This is a genomic window from Treponema bryantii NK4A124, assembly GCF_000421345.1.
Lineage (GTDB): Bacteria > Spirochaetota > Spirochaetia > Treponematales > Treponemataceae > Treponema_D > Treponema_D bryantii_B.
The window spans coordinates 91,442-109,807 of record NZ_ATWV01000003.1 but is presented as its reverse complement, the minus strand read 5'-3'; the positions used below and the strand labels follow the sequence as shown (position 1 = coordinate 109,807).

Annotated in this window: 18 protein-coding genes; 7 read left to right on the top strand and 11 right to left on the bottom strand. The window is 39.6% G+C overall.

Annotation, left to right across the window (positions count from 1 at the left end; genetic code table 11):
• Positions 1-80 precede the first annotated feature (80 nt).
• The 3 genes from G626_RS0103650 to G626_RS15315 form a co-directional block, all read right to left on the bottom strand.
• Positions 81-671: a Maf family protein gene (locus tag G626_RS0103650; protein WP_022931439.1), complete on the bottom strand. Its 591-nt coding sequence runs from the start codon at positions 669-671 to the stop codon at positions 81-83.
• Between the two features lie 91 nt (positions 672-762).
• A complete protein-coding gene (locus G626_RS0103645; RefSeq protein ID WP_022931438.1) occupies positions 763-1,485 on the bottom strand; it encodes a HEAT repeat domain-containing protein in 723 nt (240 codons plus the stop codon).
• A 74-nt stretch (positions 1,486-1,559) separates the two neighbouring features.
• Positions 1,560-2,195 (bottom strand): hypothetical protein, encoded by a 636-nt coding sequence (locus tag G626_RS15315; RefSeq protein WP_156003160.1) that lies wholly within the window; start codon positions 2,193-2,195, stop codon positions 1,560-1,562.
• Between the two features lie 57 nt (positions 2,196-2,252).
• On the opposite strand from G626_RS15315, the gene coaD reads away from it, so the two are divergent.
• The 7 genes from coaD to G626_RS0103605 all read left to right on the top strand — a co-directional run bounded on the left by coaD (position 2,253) and on the right by G626_RS0103605 (position 9,141).
• The gene (coaD, locus tag G626_RS0103635; protein ID WP_022931436.1) at positions 2,253-2,732 is read left to right on the top strand and encodes a pantetheine-phosphate adenylyltransferase; all 480 of its coding nucleotides are present in this window, start codon (positions 2,253-2,255) and stop codon (positions 2,730-2,732) included.
• Between the two features lie 132 nt (positions 2,733-2,864).
• Entirely contained in the window at positions 2,865-3,053 is a 189-nt protein-coding gene (rpmF, locus tag G626_RS0103630; RefSeq protein WP_022931435.1) for a 50S ribosomal protein L32, read from the top strand.
• A 17-nt stretch (positions 3,054-3,070) separates the two neighbouring features.
• Positions 3,071-3,310, top strand: a complete 240-nt coding sequence (acpP, locus tag G626_RS0103625; RefSeq protein ID WP_027726958.1) for an acyl carrier protein — start codon at positions 3,071-3,073, stop codon at positions 3,308-3,310.
• Positions 3,311-3,459: 149 nt separating this feature from the next.
• Entirely contained in the window at positions 3,460-4,158 is a 699-nt protein-coding gene (rnc, locus tag G626_RS0103620) for a ribonuclease III (protein WP_022931434.1), read from the top strand.
• 40 nt (positions 4,159-4,198) lie between these two features.
• Entirely contained in the window at positions 4,199-7,090 is a 2,892-nt protein-coding gene (locus G626_RS0103615) for a CHASE2 domain-containing protein (protein WP_022931433.1), read from the top strand.
• Between the two features lie 11 nt (positions 7,091-7,101).
• On the top strand, positions 7,102-8,805 hold the full coding sequence (locus G626_RS0103610) for a hypothetical protein (protein ID WP_022931432.1): 1,704 nt from the start codon (positions 7,102-7,104) through the stop codon (positions 8,803-8,805).
• Between the two features lie 3 nt (positions 8,806-8,808).
• Positions 8,809-9,141 carry a hypothetical protein gene (locus tag G626_RS0103605; RefSeq protein ID WP_022931431.1) on the top strand — a complete coding sequence of 111 codons (333 nt, stop codon included), beginning with the start codon at positions 8,809-8,811 and terminating at the stop codon, positions 9,139-9,141.
• 65 nt (positions 9,142-9,206) lie between these two features.
• Here G626_RS0103605 and G626_RS0103600 read toward each other — a convergent pair whose 3' ends face one another.
• The 8 genes from G626_RS0103600 to G626_RS0103565 form a co-directional block, all read right to left on the bottom strand.
• Positions 9,207-10,544 (bottom strand): aspartate-alanine antiporter-like transporter, encoded by a 1,338-nt coding sequence (locus G626_RS0103600; protein WP_231365095.1) that lies wholly within the window; start codon positions 10,542-10,544, stop codon positions 9,207-9,209.
• A gap of 27 nt (positions 10,545-10,571) precedes the next feature.
• A complete protein-coding gene (locus tag G626_RS0103595; protein WP_022931429.1) occupies positions 10,572-12,209 on the bottom strand; it encodes an FAD-dependent oxidoreductase in 1,638 nt (545 codons plus the stop codon).
• A gap of 14 nt (positions 12,210-12,223) precedes the next feature.
• Positions 12,224-12,913: a 4Fe-4S dicluster domain-containing protein gene (locus G626_RS0103590; RefSeq protein WP_022931428.1), complete on the bottom strand. Its 690-nt coding sequence runs from the start codon at positions 12,911-12,913 to the stop codon at positions 12,224-12,226.
• A gap of 84 nt (positions 12,914-12,997) precedes the next feature.
• Positions 12,998-13,828, bottom strand: a complete 831-nt coding sequence (locus tag G626_RS0103585; RefSeq protein WP_022931427.1) for an FAD/NAD(P)-binding protein — start codon at positions 13,826-13,828, stop codon at positions 12,998-13,000.
• A complete protein-coding gene (locus G626_RS0103580; RefSeq protein WP_022931426.1) occupies positions 13,828-14,892 on the bottom strand; it encodes a 4Fe-4S dicluster domain-containing protein in 1,065 nt (354 codons plus the stop codon). Before G626_RS0103580 ends, G626_RS0103585 begins: the two co-directional genes overlap by 1 nt.
• On the bottom strand, positions 14,892-15,854 hold the full coding sequence (locus G626_RS0103575; RefSeq protein WP_022931425.1) for a 4Fe-4S dicluster domain-containing protein: 963 nt from the start codon (positions 15,852-15,854) through the stop codon (positions 14,892-14,894). The genes G626_RS0103580 and G626_RS0103575 overlap by 1 nt, the downstream gene beginning before the upstream one ends.
• Positions 15,839-16,279, bottom strand: coding sequence for a hydrogenase iron-sulfur subunit (locus G626_RS0103570; RefSeq protein WP_196800457.1), 441 nt, complete (start codon positions 16,277-16,279; stop codon positions 15,839-15,841). The genes G626_RS0103575 and G626_RS0103570 overlap by 16 nt, the downstream gene beginning before the upstream one ends.
• 73 nt (positions 16,280-16,352) lie before the next feature.
• Positions 16,353-18,365: a CoB--CoM heterodisulfide reductase iron-sulfur subunit A family protein gene (locus G626_RS0103565; RefSeq protein ID WP_022931423.1), complete on the bottom strand. Its 2,013-nt coding sequence runs from the start codon at positions 18,363-18,365 to the stop codon at positions 16,353-16,355.
• Between the last annotated feature and the right edge of the window lies 1 nt (position 18,366).

Here is an 18,366-nt window from a genome sequence, read left to right as displayed (position 1 = left end):
AATTATTACGTCATTCCGAACTTGTTTCGGAATCTATTACAAGATGCTGAAACAAGTTCAGCATGACTAAAATAATTACATTATTCAAGGATAGAATATCCCTGTTCTTTTAATATATCGTAAAGCTCAAAAATAGGCAAGCCGACGGCTCCTGAATATGAACCTTCAATATTAGATATAAAACATGACGCAAGACTCTGGATTCTGTATCCACCTGCAGCCCCATGCCATTCTCCTGTTTCTACATACCATTCAATTTCTTCGTTAGTCATTGGAGCAAAAGTTACCTTTGTCTTGCAAAGACGTGAAACTGTCTTTTTTTCACGGCCGTTGTAAAGTACAATAGCAGTAAGTACAGTATGAGTTTTTCCCTGAAGGGCAGAAAGGTATTCAATTGCCTGGTCGTGATTTTCAGGTTTTCCAATAATTTTATCTTCAAAAAGAATTACAGTATCAGCACCCAAAACCCACTGAATCTCCTGTCCTGCCGGAAGAGAGCGGATTACAGCTGCTACTTTTTCGCTGGCAAGTAATTCCGGAATCTGTTCCTTTTCTACTGCGGAAGAAAGTGTTTCATCAATATTTGGAATGATTACTCTGAAAGGAATCTTAAGCATTTTTAAGATTTCCTGTCTGCGGGGTGATGAAGATGCAAGTATTATAGGTTCCATATCTGCTCCAACGTTATCGTGATTTTCTTTGAGCGCTAAAAAAGGGCTGCCTTACGGAAGCCCTTTTTTACAAAATTATTGTTTTATAAAATTATTTTGCGTCAGCTTCTGATTTTTTCTTATTGCTGCTGTCACTTGAACTTGAAAGTTTTTTCAAGAGCTTGTAAGCCTTCTGTCTAACAGGAGTTACGTAGTGGTAGTCTGTAGAAATGCGGGCTACAGCATCAATCATTGTCTTTTTATTTTCAGTTGAATCAGCAAGGAGTTCAAAAGCATTGAGAACTTCAAGTGCAAGAGAACTTGTTGGATTCAAAACCTGATTTCTGCGGTTAGCAAATGCAATTGCATCTACAGCTTCGTCATTTTCGTTAATTCCGATTTCACCAAGAGATTTACATGCAGCGGCAATTACCATTGGTTCATTATCTGCTACAGCAATAGAAATAAGCATATTTTTAGAATGTTCAGTAGGAACCTTAGCCATAAGCTTACATGCTTCGCGGCGGATTTCTGGGAAGTTGTTCATAAGACGTCCGTTTGTTCGGTTCTGTGTTGTAAGACCATCACCGGCAAGGCGGTCGAGTGCCTGAATTACAGCATCTGAAGTGTTTCCGTCTTCAAGAGCTGCCTGAAGATACTGAATGGCAACAAGTTTATTATCATATTCATCAGATTCTGCAAGTGTCATAATGATGTCGCCATCAACATCGTTAAGATATTCACTTTCAACAGATGATTCTTTTTCCTGAGCAAAAGCAAATCCGGCTAAAAGCATCAGTGCAGATGCAGCAAAAACTTTTCTTGAAAGTTTCATCAAAATTCCTCCGTGTAAGGTTCTAGACCTATCTTTATAATTATAGAATATACTTGATAAAAAATCAACGGAAATTAAACACGGTCAAGTTGAACGTACCACTTACCGTTTACCTTAATAAACTGATAATATCTTGTAATACTGTGGTCTTCATTTACCTGAACGGCTTTAGTATTTGTTTTAGAAATATATCTGATTTCGGTAATTTCACGATTCTTTCTTGATGGAATGAATACATACTTAAAATAGTCGCCGATTCCATTCAAAACAATAGCCTTGTTAGGAAGCTTTTTCTGAACCTTACGGATATTTGCCGGGTTAGAATAGAAATTTTTAGAATCTTTATCTACATATTTTAGCCAGTCTTCCACATCTTCCTTTTCCATAACCTTCTGAAGTTCTTTGATGATTCTGAGAATTTCAGCTTTATCTTCAGCAAATTCATCTTTGGTTACTAATTCTTCTGCAGAAAGAGCTTGTGTTGAACGAAGATATTCTTCATCATCTTCTTCCTGTTTTACTTCTTCATTTATAAGTTCAACTTCATCTTCTACATCCTGAACTTCATCTATATCCTGAACCTGTTCTTCGCTTTTAGGTGCTTCAACTTTCGGAGCTTCAGGTTGTGAACTTTCTGCTTCAGGTTTACTTCCACATGAAATCAAACAAACTCCGAGAATAACTGTGAATATTAGGTATATCTTTTTCATAACAAGTAATTTTACATCTATTGCTCGTTTTCGTCAAATAAGATAAATTATTTATATATGGTAAAAGCAGTATTTGCCGGATCTTTTGATCCTCCTACAAATGGTCATCTTGATATTATAAAAAGAGCTTCCGGACTTTTTGAAAGTGTAGATGTTGTCGTGTCTGTAAATCCGGAAAAAAAGACTATGTTTACAGAGGAAGAAAGAGTTGAATTCTTAAAGGAACTTATAAAGCCTTTCAAAAACGTATCTGTACACTCATATAAAGGAATTATTGTAAACTACGCAAAAGAAGTAGGTGCAAAAGTTCTTGTAAGGGGAGTGCGTTCTGCAAATGACTTTGGCTATGAGTTTGAACTGGCCCTTATGAATCAGAACCTTAATCCGGAAATAGAAACTGTATTTTTGCAGTCAAAAGAAAAATATGCAATTGTAAAATCTTCGTCGATTAAGCAGCTGGCTCAGTTCGGTGGTGATATTTCCCGTATGGTACCTCCGTCTGTCGCTGACGCATTAAAGATAAAATATAACAGTTAGTTTTTAAATGACAAAAATCGATTTTTTGTTTGACAAAGACTGTTAATTTGGTATAATAGATTGACATTCAGATTGGAATTGTTGTATATTAAACTTCAGTTATATCTGATAAATTATAGTGAGGTTACATATATGGCAGTACCAAGAAGTAAAACATCAAAGGCCGTAACAAAAAGACGTCAGACAATCAATATGAAGCTTAAGGCTCCACAGCTTGTTGAATGCAACAACTGCGGAAACCTTGTACAGTCTCATCACGTTTGTCCAAAATGTGGTTTCTACCGCGGACGCCAGGTTATCACACCTGAAGTTAATGGCTAATTCTTAGGAGTAAAAGAATGGACGAATTGTTCGAAAAAATCCAGAAGCTTATTGCTGACAAATTGGAAATCGATGAAGGAAAGATTACATTGGATTCTTCTTTCAGAAACGATCTTGGAGCTGATAGCCTTGATACTTATGAATTGGTATACGCTATCGAAGAAGAATTGGGAGTTAGCATCCCAGATGAAAAAGCAAACGAATTCGAAACTGTTCGCGATGCTTATGACTTCATCAAATCTGAACAGGGCAAATAAGTCTTATAACTAAGATAAAGAGCAAAAGCACAAGATTAAGTCTTGTGCTTTTTTTTTGTGGTTTCGATACGCTTTCTTACGAAAGCTACTCAACCAACGGTGGTCGAGTGCCGCGAAGCGGTGTATCGAGACCACCTTTACGAGGAATTATGGAATTAACAAAAAAACGTAAAAAACAACTGTCTGAATTTTGTGACAGAGTGAGAATAAGTTTTAATAATTTAGAACATTTAGACCAGGCCTTTCATCATCGTTCACTTACAAACGAAGCGCACGGAGTGAAAAATAATGAACGGCTTGAGTTCCTGGGAGATTCAGTACTTGGAATGGTCACTGCATCTTATCTGTATACAAAATTAGACAATCCGGAAGGAGACCTTGCAAAAATTAAATCAGTTGTAGTTTCAGAAAAGGCACTGGCCCCTGTAGCACTTAAGTTTGGAATCGACAAGCTTTTGCTTCTTGGACATGGTGAAGAGATGAGTGGGGGACGTACAAAGCCTGCAATTCTTGCGGACTGTATGGAAGCAATTATAGGAGCCTATTATCTGGAAGCAGGCTATAAAGCTGCCGAAAAATATGTACTTTCTTTTATAGCGCCTGCTGTAAACGAAGTAGTTTCAAACGGCGTTAAAGATTTTAAAACCCAGCTTCAGGAGAAATTCCAGAAAAAGACAAAGATGTGTCCTGCATATGAACTTATTGCAAAAACAGGACCAGACCACGACCAGACCTTTAAGGTAAGTGTGCACCTTGGCGATAAAACCTTTGGCCCTGTATCAGCAAAATCAAAGAAGGAAGCAGAGCAGCTTGCCGCAAAACTCGCACTGGACAAGTATAGTTTTTAATTCTTTTTACTTATTTATATATATCTGATATAATAAATTTATGAAGAATAAAAACATATTTATCAGCTTTATAATTAAAATAATTGTTTTTCTTGTATTCGGAGTTTTATTTTATTCAGGTATATTTGCTAAATTAGACTTCCGTCTTTACGATTCTCTTCTTGGACGCAGAAAAGAACCTGCTGCAGATAAAAATATCATGCTTGTAAAAATAGATGACCCTTCAATCAAAGAACTTGGTGAATGGCCATGGAGTCGTGATATTTATGCAGATGCACTGCTTCGAATGAAAGAGCTTGGTGCTGCCTGTGCCATATTCGATATTGAATATATTTCACCTACTAAAAACGGTATTGCGCCCTCTGCAGAAGATAAAATCTATAAAGAAGTTTATGCAACAGAAGATACGGTAAATCAGTTAATAGGTCAGCTTTCTTCTGCAATTGATGCAGGCTATATCCGGGCATCTGAAGTGCCAGCCCTTGTAAATGAAATGATTTCTGAAAACATAGAACCTACCTTTGAAAATCTTCAGAATTATATTGCAGACAATATGTCGCGTGATAACGACGAATACTTTGCCCGTTGTATTCAGTTTTTTGGTCATACCTATCTTACTATAAATCATGATGACCTTGGCTATGATATTACACCGGAAGAAAACAACTACATCTTGAGCCGTATTCTTACAGACAAGGTTACAGATGCTTCTAACCTTGTTCAGATTGGAAACGACTATACTTCTTACACAACCGGAGAATCACGGGGCTTTAATCCTGCAATGCACAAGCTTATGACCAGAGCTTATGGTGCTAACTATACTAACTCTGTAGTTGATGAAGATGGAATCCGCCGAAGAATGCAGCTGCTTGTAAAGTATGGAGATAAATATATCAATCAGCTGGCTTTTGGACCATTCCTGGATCTGGTAGATTCAAAAGAACTGATTCGTGAAAAAGATTATCTTATTGTAAAAAATGCAAAAAATCCTTATTCCGGAGAAAGAAAGGATTTAAAAATCCCGCTTGATCCTTATGGCCGTCTTCTTATTAATTACCGTCATGGTTCCAGCGATGCTTCTTTTAAGAATGATTCAATTATAAATCTTATAAGACTCGATTCTTTTGAAGAACAGATTGTTGCCATGCTTAATTATATTGCTATGCATGCAGTGGCAGAAGATGATGGTTCTGAAATGGAATATACTGCTCAGGCCTGGGCTTTGCTTGATGAATATGATGCTATAAGTCAGATGAAAGAAGAGCTGCTTGCAAAGTGTACAGGCTATAATTCTGACGGTTCTGTTATTGATGGTGTAAGTGATGAAGAATATAGAGAATATTTTGATTTAAGAAATCTCTTTTATTCGGATGTAGCGCAATACTGTAATGCAGGTTATCTGGAAAGTGTAAACTCAAGACTCGACGAACTTATGGCAAGATTCAATGATCCTGCCCTTGAAGAAATGCGTTCTTATCTTGAAGAAGATTTTGACAACCTGAAATATTTTTCTGATGCCTTTAATGATTTTATGCAGGAACTCAAGCCTCTTTATAAAAATGCCTACTGTATTATTGGAAATACTGCTACATCTACAACTGATATTGGTGCTACTCCTTACGAAACAAAGTTTATGAACGTAGGTATTCACGCTAACGTTTTGAATACACTTCTTAAAGAAGATTTTATCTGTACAATAAAATGGCAGTGGGGCTTTTTGCTTGCACTCCTTCTTTCTTTATTAACTCTTCTTTTGATAAAGGCTTCAAATACAAAACAGAACATTATAGGCTTTGCTGCATATTTCGTTTATTGTCTTGTATGGGGAGGACTCTTTGTTTTCAGCAAGTATTACATTCAGTTTGTAGGAACAATTCTTTATCTTTTTGTTGATTTGATTGCAGGCATTGGCTTCCGTTTCTATTTAAGTACAAAAGAAAAACAGTTCATTACTCAGATTGCTTCTTCTTTTGCAAACAAAGATACTGTAAATGAGCTCCGCAAAAATCCGGATGCCTTTAAGACAGAAGGTCAGAAAAAGACAATTACAGCCTTGTTCTCAGATATTCAGAAATTCTCAACTCTCAGCGAAAGTATCGGTAAGCTTTATGGTGATGAAGGACCAAACAAACTGATTGAGATTTTGAATGAATATCTTGGTCAGATGTCTAATGAAATTCTTCGTAACAGCGGAAACATAGATAAATACGAAGGCGATGCAATTATCTCTATGTTCGGTGCCCCGGATCCAATGAATTCCCACACACCGGAAGAATGGGCTTATCTTTGTCTTGATTCTGCAATCCGCATGAAAAAGGTTGAAGTTGAGTTTAACAAAACTCATGCAGATTTGTTTGAACCTAAAGAGATCACACATGAAGACGGCAGCAAAGAAACAATTCAGCTTAAGCCTCTGCAGACTCGTATCGGTGTAAACTCAGGAGAAGCCTTTGTAGGTCTTATGGGAAGTAAAACAGATACCTTCAGTAAATTGAATTACACTATGATTGGTGATACAGTAAACCTTGCCAGCCGTCTGGAAGGCGTAAACAAGGCTTACGGTTCATGGATTATGTGTTCTGATGATACCTGGAACATGGCAGATTCTGGAGTACATAAAGGAGCCATTGCCGCAAAGAGACTGGATCAGGTTCGCGTAGTAGGCCGTTCAACACCGGTTCAATTGTACAGCATTGTCGGCTTTACAAATGAACTTACAAGAGAACAGAGTGAAGAAATTGATATTTTCCACGCCGCCCTGGACAAATACTTAAACCGCGATTTTGTAAATGCCGGCAAACTTTTTATGCAGGCTAACTCAATGGGCGCCGGCGATCCGATTGCCCTTGTATTCGCAGACCGCTGCAAAAACTTTATAGAAAATGGTGTCGCCGACGACTGGGACGGCGTAATTAATATGACATCGAAGTAAGGAGAAAAGTTATGAAGAAACTGAGTTTATTATTTATTACAGTATTTCTATTTTCTGTAACATCCTGTTTTTTTGGAAGTTCATATACAAGTTATGATTTTCCAGATAACACATATTATTATACAATTCCTCAAGATGCTGAAAAGATTTATTTTTCTGATTTTCATGATGGCAAGAAATGTTATTTAATTTATTCTAATGAAACAAATCAAAATCTTTATAGCTCAGAAGATACTATTGATTTTAATTTTCTAAATAAAGGCGAGTCTCGTTCTGCAGTGTCAGATTCTAATATTATAATTGATAAACATGTGGTTAAACTTGATAATGGAATTTATAGGGATGAAGTTCGGTTCAAAAAGCCTGAAATTAAAATAAATAATTCTTCAAGAAGTGCGGTTTCTGGATTCTCCAGAAATTATAATTCTTTATTAACTCAAAATCTGACAACTGGTGACCAAGGCCAGTTCTTTGGAATAACAGGTGCAAATGATTCAATTACTTCAAATACATATACATTAAAAGCAATAGGTAGCCACTGCCGGATATGGTACTATCATAATTCCAACTTAGTTTCTATACCAGATCAGAAATTTGTTGATCTTGCACAAACACTAGATAGTGTATTTGTTGAAGAAACAAGTATTTTTGGTTCAAATATAATCAGTCCGCAAGTAGCGAGAAATGAAGCGATTACGGCAGATTCAAATACAAAACTTGAAGTACTTGTTTATGATTTATTTGGTGATGCAACTTCAAATCAGACTAGTGGTGTATTTGGATTTTTTAATCCGACTGATATTTTCTTAAATTCTGCTCTTGCTTCACAAAGGTATAGTCAAACAAGTAATGAATGTGAAGTTATTCATGTTGATTCTTATTTCCTTCAAAAAGATTTAGAGGGATATACAGCAAATGGCAGAAATATTCAAACTTATTATGTAGAATCAACTTTAATACATGAATTCCAGCATCTCTTAAATTTCTGTAATAAATATGGTCAGTATGAAACCTGGTTTACAGAAATGCTTTCAATGTGTGCAGAAGATGTATTTAAATTGGACGATTTATCTGCTCCTAAATCAAGATTTGATATTTATTTTGATAAACCATACCAGGGATTTGGAAACTGGCCGGATGATGATAATGATACTGTATTATACTCATATGCAAATGCCTATGCTTTTGGTGCCTACCTTATGAGAAATTATGGTGGCATAAATCTCATAAATAAAATTGCAACAAATAATTATACCAATGAAGGGGCAATTACAAAGGCCTTGCAGGATTTAGGATATAATGAAACTTTTTACACAGTGTTTGAAAAATTCGGAAGTGTATATGCTTGCACTGATAGTTCAGGATTATCTTTAAATAAATCAATTACATCATCTGTAAATGGCATTAGTAAAACTCTAGAAGCTATAAATCTAACAGATTATGCATTTCATGAATATTCAAGCTTATATGCCTTGAAATCAGATGTAAATAATAAATTGTATTATGATATTAATAATTTAGGCTGGTTTGAAACTTCTGATAAAACAAAATTTTACCTTCGTGGCCCTAGAATATTTAATAATGAATATGAATTTTCTGAAGCAATTCAACCTTATGGTTTTATAGTTCACTATGTAGGAAGGGTATCTTCTGGAGATTATGTAATAATTGATCGGGAATCTGAATTAAATGTAACTCTTGTCTTAAAGGATTAATATATGAAAAAAAGAATTAATAAGATTATTTTTATTTTTTCAATTTTAAGTATTTCTATGATTTTGTGTTCATACAGTAAGAATAACCAGAAAACTATAAAAGGTTATATTCATGTTTATGGAAATGAACCTTTTACTTATATTGGTATAAAAACAAAAGAGAATAAAGAATATTCAATAGCAGCAGAAGAGAAAATCTATAAAGAATTAAAAAGTACCCAGGGAAAAGAAGTTGAACTTTCAGGAATAATTATTCTCCCCGAAAAAGATGGTCTTGAACCTGGAATGCTTAAAGACGGCAAAATAGAAGTAATAGAATGGAAGTTTGTTAAATAAAAAATGGTGGTTTCGATACGATTTGCTTCGCAAATCACTCAACCACCATTTTAACTGTCTTTAGACTATCGGAAGATAATAATCAGGAACTGAGAAACAAGAACAACTGCTACAAGGGCAATCGGGTAAGTAGAAGCGTATGCGCCTGCTACTTTTTCTGTTCCTGCAGTACCAATCAAAGTTCCAAGAGCTGGAGTTGATGTCATACCACCACAGATAGAACCAAGGTTGTTCAAAAGATTCAATTTAAGAACAAACTTAGCAAAGATATATCCGATAATCATTGGAAGCAGAGTCATGATGATTCCGTAGATGAAGTAAACCCATTCAAAGTATTTAACAAATGAAGCACCACCAGCAACACCGGCACCAATCAAGAAGAGCATAAGTCCAAGCTCGCGGAATACCTTAAGAGTTGCTTCCTGCGGCATAATGCTTACTTTTCCAAGCTTCTGGAAGTGACCGAAAATCAAAGAAAGAATAAGACAACCACCTGTTGTTGTAAGAGAGAAGTTTCCAAACTTGAATGAACCAAAGAATACACCAAGAACAGCTACAAGAGAGAAGGCACAGAATCCAAATGGATCAAGGTCAAGTTCTGAACCTGTAAGCTTTGAAGGAGCTTCTGGAGCAGATTCAGAAAGTTTTGCACGTTCTACATCCATATCAGCCTTAGCAAACTTTGGAACAAGCTGTACAAAAAGTACAACACCAACTACACCAAAAAGGTAAGCAATTCCGTGACCTACAGCAACGATTGCTTCATAGTCAATTGCTCCGCCCTGTGTTACAGTTGCTTTTGCAGCAGAGAAGGCTGGAGTAGAAGTAAGGGAACCAGAAAGAAGACCTACGAGCATTGCGGCAACTTCTTCAAGATCGCGGCCGTAAACCTTGTTATCAAAAATGATACAGCCGGCACAAGAAAGCCCACCTACGAGGATGATAATTACACCAAGCAGAATGTAAGACTTAAAGTTCTTCTTCAAATCACCAAAGAAACTTGGACCAGCAATAAATCCAACAGATGTAACAAACAAAATCAAACCAAGATTTTCTACAATCTTGAGGGCGTTTGAAACGTATGTTGATCCACCAACTTTAAGCTGATTTGCCAGTGGTGTGTACAAAAAAGCACCAAAAAGAAGAGCTACGATAAATACACCCGCAGTTCCCAAAGAAACACCTTTAATTGTGATTCTACCAAGCAGGTATCCTAATCCGGCAATAACGAATACACAGAATACCAAAAAACTGATTGTCTTAATTGATAAGATTCCACCAAAAAGAACCATTGTAATACCTCTATATACAGTATAATGAAAAAGCAGGCATTGTTCAAATACCTGCTTTTTAGATGCTTTTTTAGATTGTCGGGTCAAGCCCGACAATGACAATAGTGTCATCCTCCGGCTTGACCGGAGGATCTAATATTAAAGTGTAGCTCCAGGGATTGCCTTGTCGAACTCTGGGTTACCGTGGTGGTAAGTTGGGAGTATCTTTGGAGAAACAGCGTTGCCCTTAATCTTGGCAGCAGCTCTTTCCTTTTCAAAGTCCTTTACGTGCTGGAGAGAAAGCTCTTTTGCAAGCTTAATCTTCTTGAACATCTTACCAGCTTCGATTCCTGCTTCACGTCCGAATACAACTACATCGAGGAGTGAGTTACCCATCAAGCGGTTTGTGCCGTGAACACCACCAGATGCTTCACCTGCAACGAGGAGGTTAGCAACATTAGTGTGACAGGTCTTGTCAATCTCAATACCACCATTCTGATAGTGGAGTGTAGGGTAAACAAGAATTGGTTCCTTGCGGATATCGATTCCGTACTTAATGAACATGTTGTACATAGCAGGAATTGACTTAAGGATTGTTCCTTCTCCGTGAATCATATCGATCATTGGAGTGTCGAGCCATACAGCATCCTGTACGTCGTTATGAACACCACGGCCTTCACGTACTTCGCGGATAATACCAGAAGCGTTTACGTCGCGTGTCTCAAGTGGGTGAATGTAAACTTCACCGTCTTTATTGATAAGTTTAGCTCCAAGAGAGCGAACCTTTTCTGTTACGAGCTTACCAAGGATCTGTGTTGGGTATGCAGCTCCAGTTGGGTGATACTGCAATGAATCCTGATAAAGAAGCTTTGCACCAGCGCGGTATGCAATTACAAGACCGTCTGCTGTAGCACCGTAGTGGTTAGAAGTTGGGAATCCCTGATAATGCATACGTCCGGCACCACCAGTTGCAATGATTACAACCTTAGCCTTAGCAATGCGGATTTCTCCAGTTTCGATGTTCATAAGAACTGCACCGGCAGCTTCGCCTTTTTCGTTCTTGATGATTTCGATAGCTGCAGTAAAGTCTACTACAGTAATCTGGTCTGCGCGGTTGAAAGTTTCATCGCGGAGTGTACGCATGATTTCAGCACCAGAATAGTCCTTACATGCATGCATACGCTTGCGGCTTGTTCCACCACCGTGAGTTGTTACCATTGTACCGTCTGGCATCTTGTCGAATTCAACACCAAGGTCGTTAAGCCATTTGATTACGCTTGGCGCCTTATTTACGAGTGTATATACGAGCTCTGGTTTTCCGTCAAAGTGTCCGCCACCAAAAGCGTCGAGGTAGTGCTGAGCAGGTGAGTCGTTTGGCTTATCTGCAGCCTGAATACCACCTTCAGCCATCATTGTGTTAGCATCACCAACGCGGAGCTTTGTTACGAGGAGTACTTTAGCTCCAGCTTCAGAAGCCATGATTGCAGCTGATGTACCAGCTCCACCACCACCAATTACGAGAACGTCTGTCTCATAGTCAATGTGGTTAAGGTCAATCTTTTCTGGCTCGAGGCGTGGTTTTGCCTGAAGCATTTCTGCGAGCTCAATAGGAGCCTTCTGTCCCTTGTTAGGACCAATCTTGAGTTCTGTGAACTGCTTCTTAATGCGGTCCGGATGGAACTTCAAGAGCAAATCGTCTTTTTCTTCTGCAGTAAGACGAGCATGTTCAAATTTGAGGTTTTCTTCGCGTTTTTCAGCTACGATTTTCGCAGCGTCGTCAAGGTAATTTCCGTACATATTCGTCTTTCTCCTTATTTCTCGATTTCGCGTGTGTTATAAAGTTCCTTGATTTTGTCAAGGTTCTTAGTAGACATAGTTACAAAGTTCTTGATGTCCTTTTCGCACTTGCCTTCCTCAATTTCCTTAACACGGTCGATGAGGTGCTGGCTCTGTGGCTGAATGTATTTACCATTCAAGCGGCGTGCAAGCTCTGCAACCTGTGGGTGAGAGATTCCAGCTGGACAGCGTGAAGAACAGCATCCGCACATTACACAGTCGAATGAAAGGTCTGCACACTTTGCAAAGTCGCCGCGCTGAGCGTAAGCGATGTACTGCATTGTCTGCAGGCTCTGAGGGCAGGCACGAGTACATGCGTTACAGCCTACACAAGAGTAAATCTCCGGGTAGAGCTGCATCATAATCTGCTGCTCAGGTTTGATTTTATTGATATCGTAAATCTGCTTTACGAGTGGGAAGAATGGAAGAGTAGCGATATACATATCGTTCTCAACCTTCTTAGAACAAGCAAGACAAGTCTGAAGCTGGTTCTGTCCCTTAATGCGGTAGATTGTAGCACAAGCACCACAGAAACCGTTACGGCATCCGCAGCCTCTCTTGAGCTGGTATCCGGCATATTCCATTGCATTCATAATGGTAAGTTCAGCCGGAACATCATATTTTTTACCAAAAATGTAAATAGTTGCCATTTCTTTTTCTGACATTATTTTCTCCTTAATATGTCATTCCGAACTTGTTTCGGAATCTTTTTAATTAGATCCTGAAACAAGTTCAGGATGACATTTGACTTAGTACTCTGGAGGTAATTCTCCTAACTGGTCAAAGCTAAATACCGGACCGTCTTTACAAACGAATTTATCACCGATATTACATCTTCCACACTTTCCAATACCGCACTTCATGCGCATTTCCATTGTGGTGAAAATCTGTTCGTCCTTGAAACCAAGGTCTTTAAGAATTCCAAGAGACATATGGATAAGGATTGGAGGTCCACACATGATTACTGTCATGCCGGCATCTGGTTTAAGCTCAGTGATGAAAGGTGGAACGAATCCAACGTGTCCATCCCAGCCTTCTTCTGCACGGTCGATTGTGATGTCGATAGAGCAGTTTGGCTGTTTCTTCCATACGTTCTGCATCTCGTCCAGACGAACGAGGTCTGCCTTTGAGCGGGCACCATAAATTACCTGGATTTTACCGTAGTTTTCGCGGTGATCCATCATGTAATTTACTACAGAGTGTACAGGAGCAATACCAATACCTCCGGCAATTACGAGGATATCTTTTCCTTTAAGAGCACCTTCAACAGGGAATCCGTTTCCGATTGGTCCGCGGAGACAAATCTGCTGACCAACTTCTGCGTTATGAAGCCATTCAGTTACACAACCACATTTTTTGATTGAGAATTCCATGTGAGATTCGAGGGTAGGTGAAGAAGTGATGGAAATCATAGATTCACCAACGCCCGGTACAATGAGCATAGCACACTGTCCAGGAATGTGGTTAAACAATTTCTTTCCGTCAAGACCAACTACGCTGAAAGTCTTAACATCAGGAGTTTCCTGTTTAATGTCAATAATTTTTCCTACATAAGGAATGAATGATTCTTTTGTTTCCATTAGAGTTCACCCGCCTCCTGTATCATTTTAATAACTTTTACGATGTTCATGTTTACAGGGCAGCTGGTCAGACAGCGTCCACAACCTACACAAGAGAAGAGACCTTCGTGTGCCATCGGGTAGTAAACAAGCTTGTGCATAAAGCGCTGGCGGCTTCTTTCTTTCTGAGTGTGGCGTGGGTTTTCTGCAGCCATCTGAGTGAAGTCGTTATACATACATGAATCCCAGCAGCGTACCTGACGGATTCCCTTGTCTGTTCCTGTAGCAAAGTCGCGAACATCGAAACACATACAGGTTGGACAAACGTAAGTACAGGTTCCACAACCAAGACAAGCTTCTGAAGCCTTTTCCCAGATCTTTGTTTTGTTGTCTTTATCAAAAATCTTGTTCATCTGCTCTGGGGTAACTTTTCCGAGCTTAGAAAGGTCAAGGTGAGCAAATGGAAGTTTTTCAATCTTTTCAGAAATTGATTTCTTTGTTGCTTCTACGGCTTTGTCGTCTGAATCTTTCAATACAGATTTAGCAGCTTCGAGGAACTTTTTACCCTTGTCTGTATTTGCAGCAAAGTAGAAAGTACCGTCTGCGCACCAGCTAGAAACGTCTCCGCTTGCCTTAGCAAGTGAAGCGTCGATTCCGTAAGTTGAACAGAAACATTCTTTTGCCGGTTCGTTGCAGGCAAGTGTAATTACAGTTCCGTGTTCGCGGCGGTTTGTATAGTAAGAATCCTGAGGATTCATATGCATATAAACATTGTCAATGCATTCAAAACCTTTTGCATCGCAGGCACGAACACCAAAAATTACAAAGTCTTCTACATCTTTTCTTGGGTCTTCAACTTCAATTTCCTTACCAGAAACCTTATATGAAACCATATGCTCAGTTTTTGGGAAGAAGAAGTCTTTTGCAGAGCGAACAGTTTTAAGGGCAGAAGAAAGCTTTGTGCCTTTTTCCCACTTCTTAAAATCAGCCTTGCCGGAGTTGTTGTCTACAGGCAGGTAAAGAGGCTGCTTTGAACCGATAAGCTCAAACAATGAATCAATTTTATCAGCACTGATACTAAGCATTATTCAGCCTCCTTGTCGTGTGAGCGGTCGTAAACGATAGTTGTTTCAGGATCGCCTTCTGCATTAAATGTAAGCATTGCAGGCTTTGTTTCCATGTCGCTTCCAGCCTGATATTCGCCGTAAATCTCGTTGATATCTTTGATGAACTTGCGGTTCAAAAGATACAATGGTATGTGCTGAGGACAAACGCGTGAACATTCACCACAGTCTGTACAGCGGCCGGCAACGTGCCATGCACGGATAATATGGAAGAGGCTTTCTTCAAAGTTAGTTTCTGCAACCTTCTGTGAAGTGTAGAGCTTGTTGTTGTCGAATACACACTTTTCGCAGGTACAAGCCGGACAGATGTCGCGGCAGGCATTACAGCGGAGACAACGGCTGAACTCGTTCTTCCAGAAGGCGTCGCGCTCGTCTGCAGTCATAGCTTCAAGTTTTGAAACTTCAGCCATGCGTGTAGATTCAACTGGCTCTACATCAGCTTCAATTCCGATTAATTCGTCGCAAGAAACAGGCTTTTTGTTTTTACAGTTATCACAAACTTCTCCACCGTCGAGAGTGTCCTGACAAGGAACTCCGATTGCATATACGTCGCCGCGGGTAATGCGGTTTTCTTTAAGAAGCTGTGTGAATGAATATGTATCACTTGGCTTAAGGAATACGAGAACAGTTGCCTGTGGAATAGGTTTATCCTGGGCATTAGGATCTCTCTGCTTAGCCATTGTGTTGTTCATTCTTGTTGTGCTCTTGGCAACTTCAATTTCTCTTGTGATTTTTACAAGATACTTAGAAAGGTTAGCCTTACAGAACTTGTTGAATACAAAGTCTTTGTCGAGTTCTTCTGCAGAGTTGAATACTGCAGGAGTAATATCATCTTCAAAAAGACCTTTCTTCCATCCAACTACTTTCTGAACTTTTCCTTCTGCAAGGAGTTCTTTTGCACGTGCGATTAATTTGTCTTGCATCTTACATCCTCCAGCTTTTTACATTCGCCAAGCTCAGTAATCTGCTTTACGAAATCGTTCATAATTCCTGCAAAGCGAACACCTTCTGCAGCAGAACACCATTCAACACGTGTGCGGCCTTTTTCAATTCCCAAGAAGTCGAGCATAGAGAAGAGAAGGGTCATACGACGACGTGCGAAGTAGTTACCTGTAGAATAGTGACAGTCACCAGGGTGGCAGCCACACAAAATAACTCCGTCAGCTCCGCGCTGGAATGCACGCAAAATAAAGAGCGGATTCAAGCGGCAGGAACATGGGATACGAATAATCTTTACATTTCCAGGATACTCGAGACGGTTGTTACCAGCCAGGTCGGCACCTGCATAAGAACACCAGTTACAGCAGAATGCTACAATCTTTGGCGTCCAGTTTTTGTTTTCACTCATAATCAATTTTTAGTGAGTATGTAACGATGGTGGTTTCGATACGCCCTTCGGGCTACTCAACCACCGTGGCTACTTACAGTACACTATCTACCTCCGCCAAGATTTGTTTGTTGCTGAAGCCCTTAAGATCCATAGCTCCGGAAGGACAAGCAACTGTACAAGCACCACAACCGTGACACATAGCGCTGTTTACCTGCGATACGTGACGTGTAATTGTAGTTCTGTTTGGACCACGGAAATCCTTATCAACATAAGAAATAGCTCCGTAAGGACAAACGTTTGCACACTGTCCACAACCGTTACAAGCATTTTCATCAGGCTGTGCAGTACAAGGGTCGTTCTTGAGCTTGTCTTTTACGAGTAAGCAGATTGCCTTTGCAGCGGCACCAGATGACTGAGCAACAGTTTCCGGAATATCTTTTGGTCCCTGACAGCAACCTGCAAGGAAGATACCTGCAGTTGGAGATTCAACAGGACGAAGTTTAGCATGAGCTTCGAGGAAGAAGTCGTTGTTGTCCATAGAAGTTGTAAGCATTGTAGCAAGCGGGCGGGCAGATTTGTCTGCTTCGATAGATGCTGCAAGTACAACCATGTCGGCATTGATATGAACCTGTTTGTTCAAAATCAAATCGCTTCCCTGAACATCAAGAGTTCCATCGCTCTGAGGAGTAACTTTTCCTACCTGACCTTTGATGTAGTGTACACCATACTGTTCAACGGCACGGCGGTAGAACTCATCAAAGAGCTTACCAGGAGTACGAACGTCAATATAGAATACATAACAGTTTGTATCAGGATAGTGGTCACGTGTAAGGATTGCGTGCTTAGCAGTATACATACAGCAGATCTTTGAGCAGTACTCGTGACCTTTTGTAGAATCAGCTGAACAGCGCGAACCAACACACTGAACGAATACGATAGTCTTTGGTTCTTTTCCGTCTGATGGGCGGAGGAGGTGACCGTTTGTAGGACCAGAAGCGTTGCAGAGACGTTCGAACTCAAGAGATGAAACAACGTCCGGGCTCTGGTTGTAAGCGTATTCATCAAATTTTTCAAGAGAAATAGGATTGTAACCTGTTGCTACAATGATTGCACCATACTTCTCTGTAATGATTTCTTCTTTCTGGTCAAACTTGATGGCTCCTGCAGCACATGCTTTTTCACAGAATCCACAAACGTTATCTTTACCGTTTGCAAGTCCCTTCATGTGGAGACAGTAGTTAGCATCAATATTTGCAACCTTTGGAACAGCCTGAGCAAAAGGAATATCAATTGCCTTGCGGTTATTCAAGCCAAGGTTGAAGGCGTTTGGAACCTTCTTGTTAGGACACTTTTCGATACAAGCACCACAACCTGTACACTTTGTTTCATCAACATAGCGTGGGTGACGTTTGATATCGATTTCGAAGTTTCCGATATATCCTGAAACTCTGCAAACTTCAGAAGCTGAAAGAATGCGGATGTTAGGATTCTGGCTTACTTCTGTCATCTTTGGAGTTACGATACAAGATGCACAGTCCAAAGTAGGGAAGGTTTTATCCAATTTTGCCATCTTACCGCCGACAGTGTAGTCTTTTTCTACAATATCAACCGGGAAACCGGCATCTGCAATGTCGAGGGCAGCTGTAATTCCGGCAATACCACCACCAATTACCAGAGCGCGCTTTGTCATTGGAGTTTCACCTGCGATAAGAGGTGTGTCAAGGATTGTCTTTGCAATGGCAGCCTTACCAAGAGCAATGGCCTTTTCTGTAGCCTGCTCCATATCTTTCATTACCCATGAAGTCTGTTCACGGATATTTGCAACTTCAACTTTGAATGGGTTGAGACCAGCACGTTCTGCACATGAACGGAAGGTTTTTTCGTGCATACGTGGAGAACATGAACAAAGAACAACACCAGTAAGCTTGTCGTTCTTGATATGGTCTTCAATCATCTGCTGACCGGCAGAAGAACACATATAAGTGTAGTGGGTTGAGTAAACAACTCCGTCTACCTTTCCAAGCTCTTCTGCAACTTTAGCTACGTCTACTGTTCCGGCAATGTTAGTACCACAGTGACATACAAATACACCAATTCTTTCCATT

Excerpts from the sequence above, each read along its gene's own strand:
- G626_RS0103650 (WP_022931439.1), bottom strand. The coding sequence starts at position 671 with ATGGAACCTATAATACTTGCATCTTCATCACCCCGCAGACAGGAAATC.
- G626_RS0103645 (WP_022931438.1), bottom strand. The coding sequence starts at position 1,485 with ATGAAACTTTCAAGAAAAGTTTTTGCTGCATCTGCACTGATGCTTTTA.
- G626_RS15315 (WP_156003160.1), bottom strand. The coding sequence starts at position 2,195 with ATGAAAAAGATATACCTAATATTCACAGTTATTCTCGGAGTTTGTTTG.
- coaD (WP_022931436.1), top strand. The coding sequence starts at position 2,253 with ATGGTAAAAGCAGTATTTGCCGGATCTTTTGATCCTCCTACAAATGGT.
- rpmF (WP_022931435.1), top strand. The coding sequence starts at position 2,865 with ATGGCAGTACCAAGAAGTAAAACATCAAAGGCCGTAACAAAAAGACGT.
- acpP (WP_027726958.1), top strand. The coding sequence starts at position 3,071 with ATGGACGAATTGTTCGAAAAAATCCAGAAGCTTATTGCTGACAAATTG.
- rnc (WP_022931434.1), top strand. The coding sequence starts at position 3,460 with ATGGAATTAACAAAAAAACGTAAAAAACAACTGTCTGAATTTTGTGAC.
- G626_RS0103615 (WP_022931433.1), top strand. The coding sequence starts at position 4,199 with ATGAAGAATAAAAACATATTTATCAGCTTTATAATTAAAATAATTGTT.
- G626_RS0103610 (WP_022931432.1), top strand. The coding sequence starts at position 7,102 with ATGAAGAAACTGAGTTTATTATTTATTACAGTATTTCTATTTTCTGTA.
- G626_RS0103605 (WP_022931431.1), top strand. The coding sequence starts at position 8,809 with ATGAAAAAAAGAATTAATAAGATTATTTTTATTTTTTCAATTTTAAGT.
- G626_RS0103600 (WP_231365095.1), bottom strand. The coding sequence starts at position 10,544 with ATGACACTATTGTCATTGTCGGGCTTGACCCGACAATCTAAAAAAGCA.
- G626_RS0103595 (WP_022931429.1), bottom strand. The coding sequence starts at position 12,209 with ATGTACGGAAATTACCTTGACGACGCTGCGAAAATCGTAGCTGAAAAA.
- G626_RS0103590 (WP_022931428.1), bottom strand. The coding sequence starts at position 12,913 with ATGTCAGAAAAAGAAATGGCAACTATTTACATTTTTGGTAAAAAATAT.
- G626_RS0103585 (WP_022931427.1), bottom strand. The coding sequence starts at position 13,828 with ATGGAAACAAAAGAATCATTCATTCCTTATGTAGGAAAAATTATTGAC.
- G626_RS0103580 (WP_022931426.1), bottom strand. The coding sequence starts at position 14,892 with ATGCTTAGTATCAGTGCTGATAAAATTGATTCATTGTTTGAGCTTATC.
- G626_RS0103575 (WP_022931425.1), bottom strand. The coding sequence starts at position 15,854 with ATGCAAGACAAATTAATCGCACGTGCAAAAGAACTCCTTGCAGAAGGA.
- G626_RS0103570 (WP_196800457.1), bottom strand. The coding sequence starts at position 16,279 with ATGAGTGAAAACAAAAACTGGACGCCAAAGATTGTAGCATTCTGCTGT.
- G626_RS0103565 (WP_022931423.1), bottom strand. The coding sequence starts at position 18,365 with ATGGAAAGAATTGGTGTATTTGTATGTCACTGTGGTACTAACATTGCC.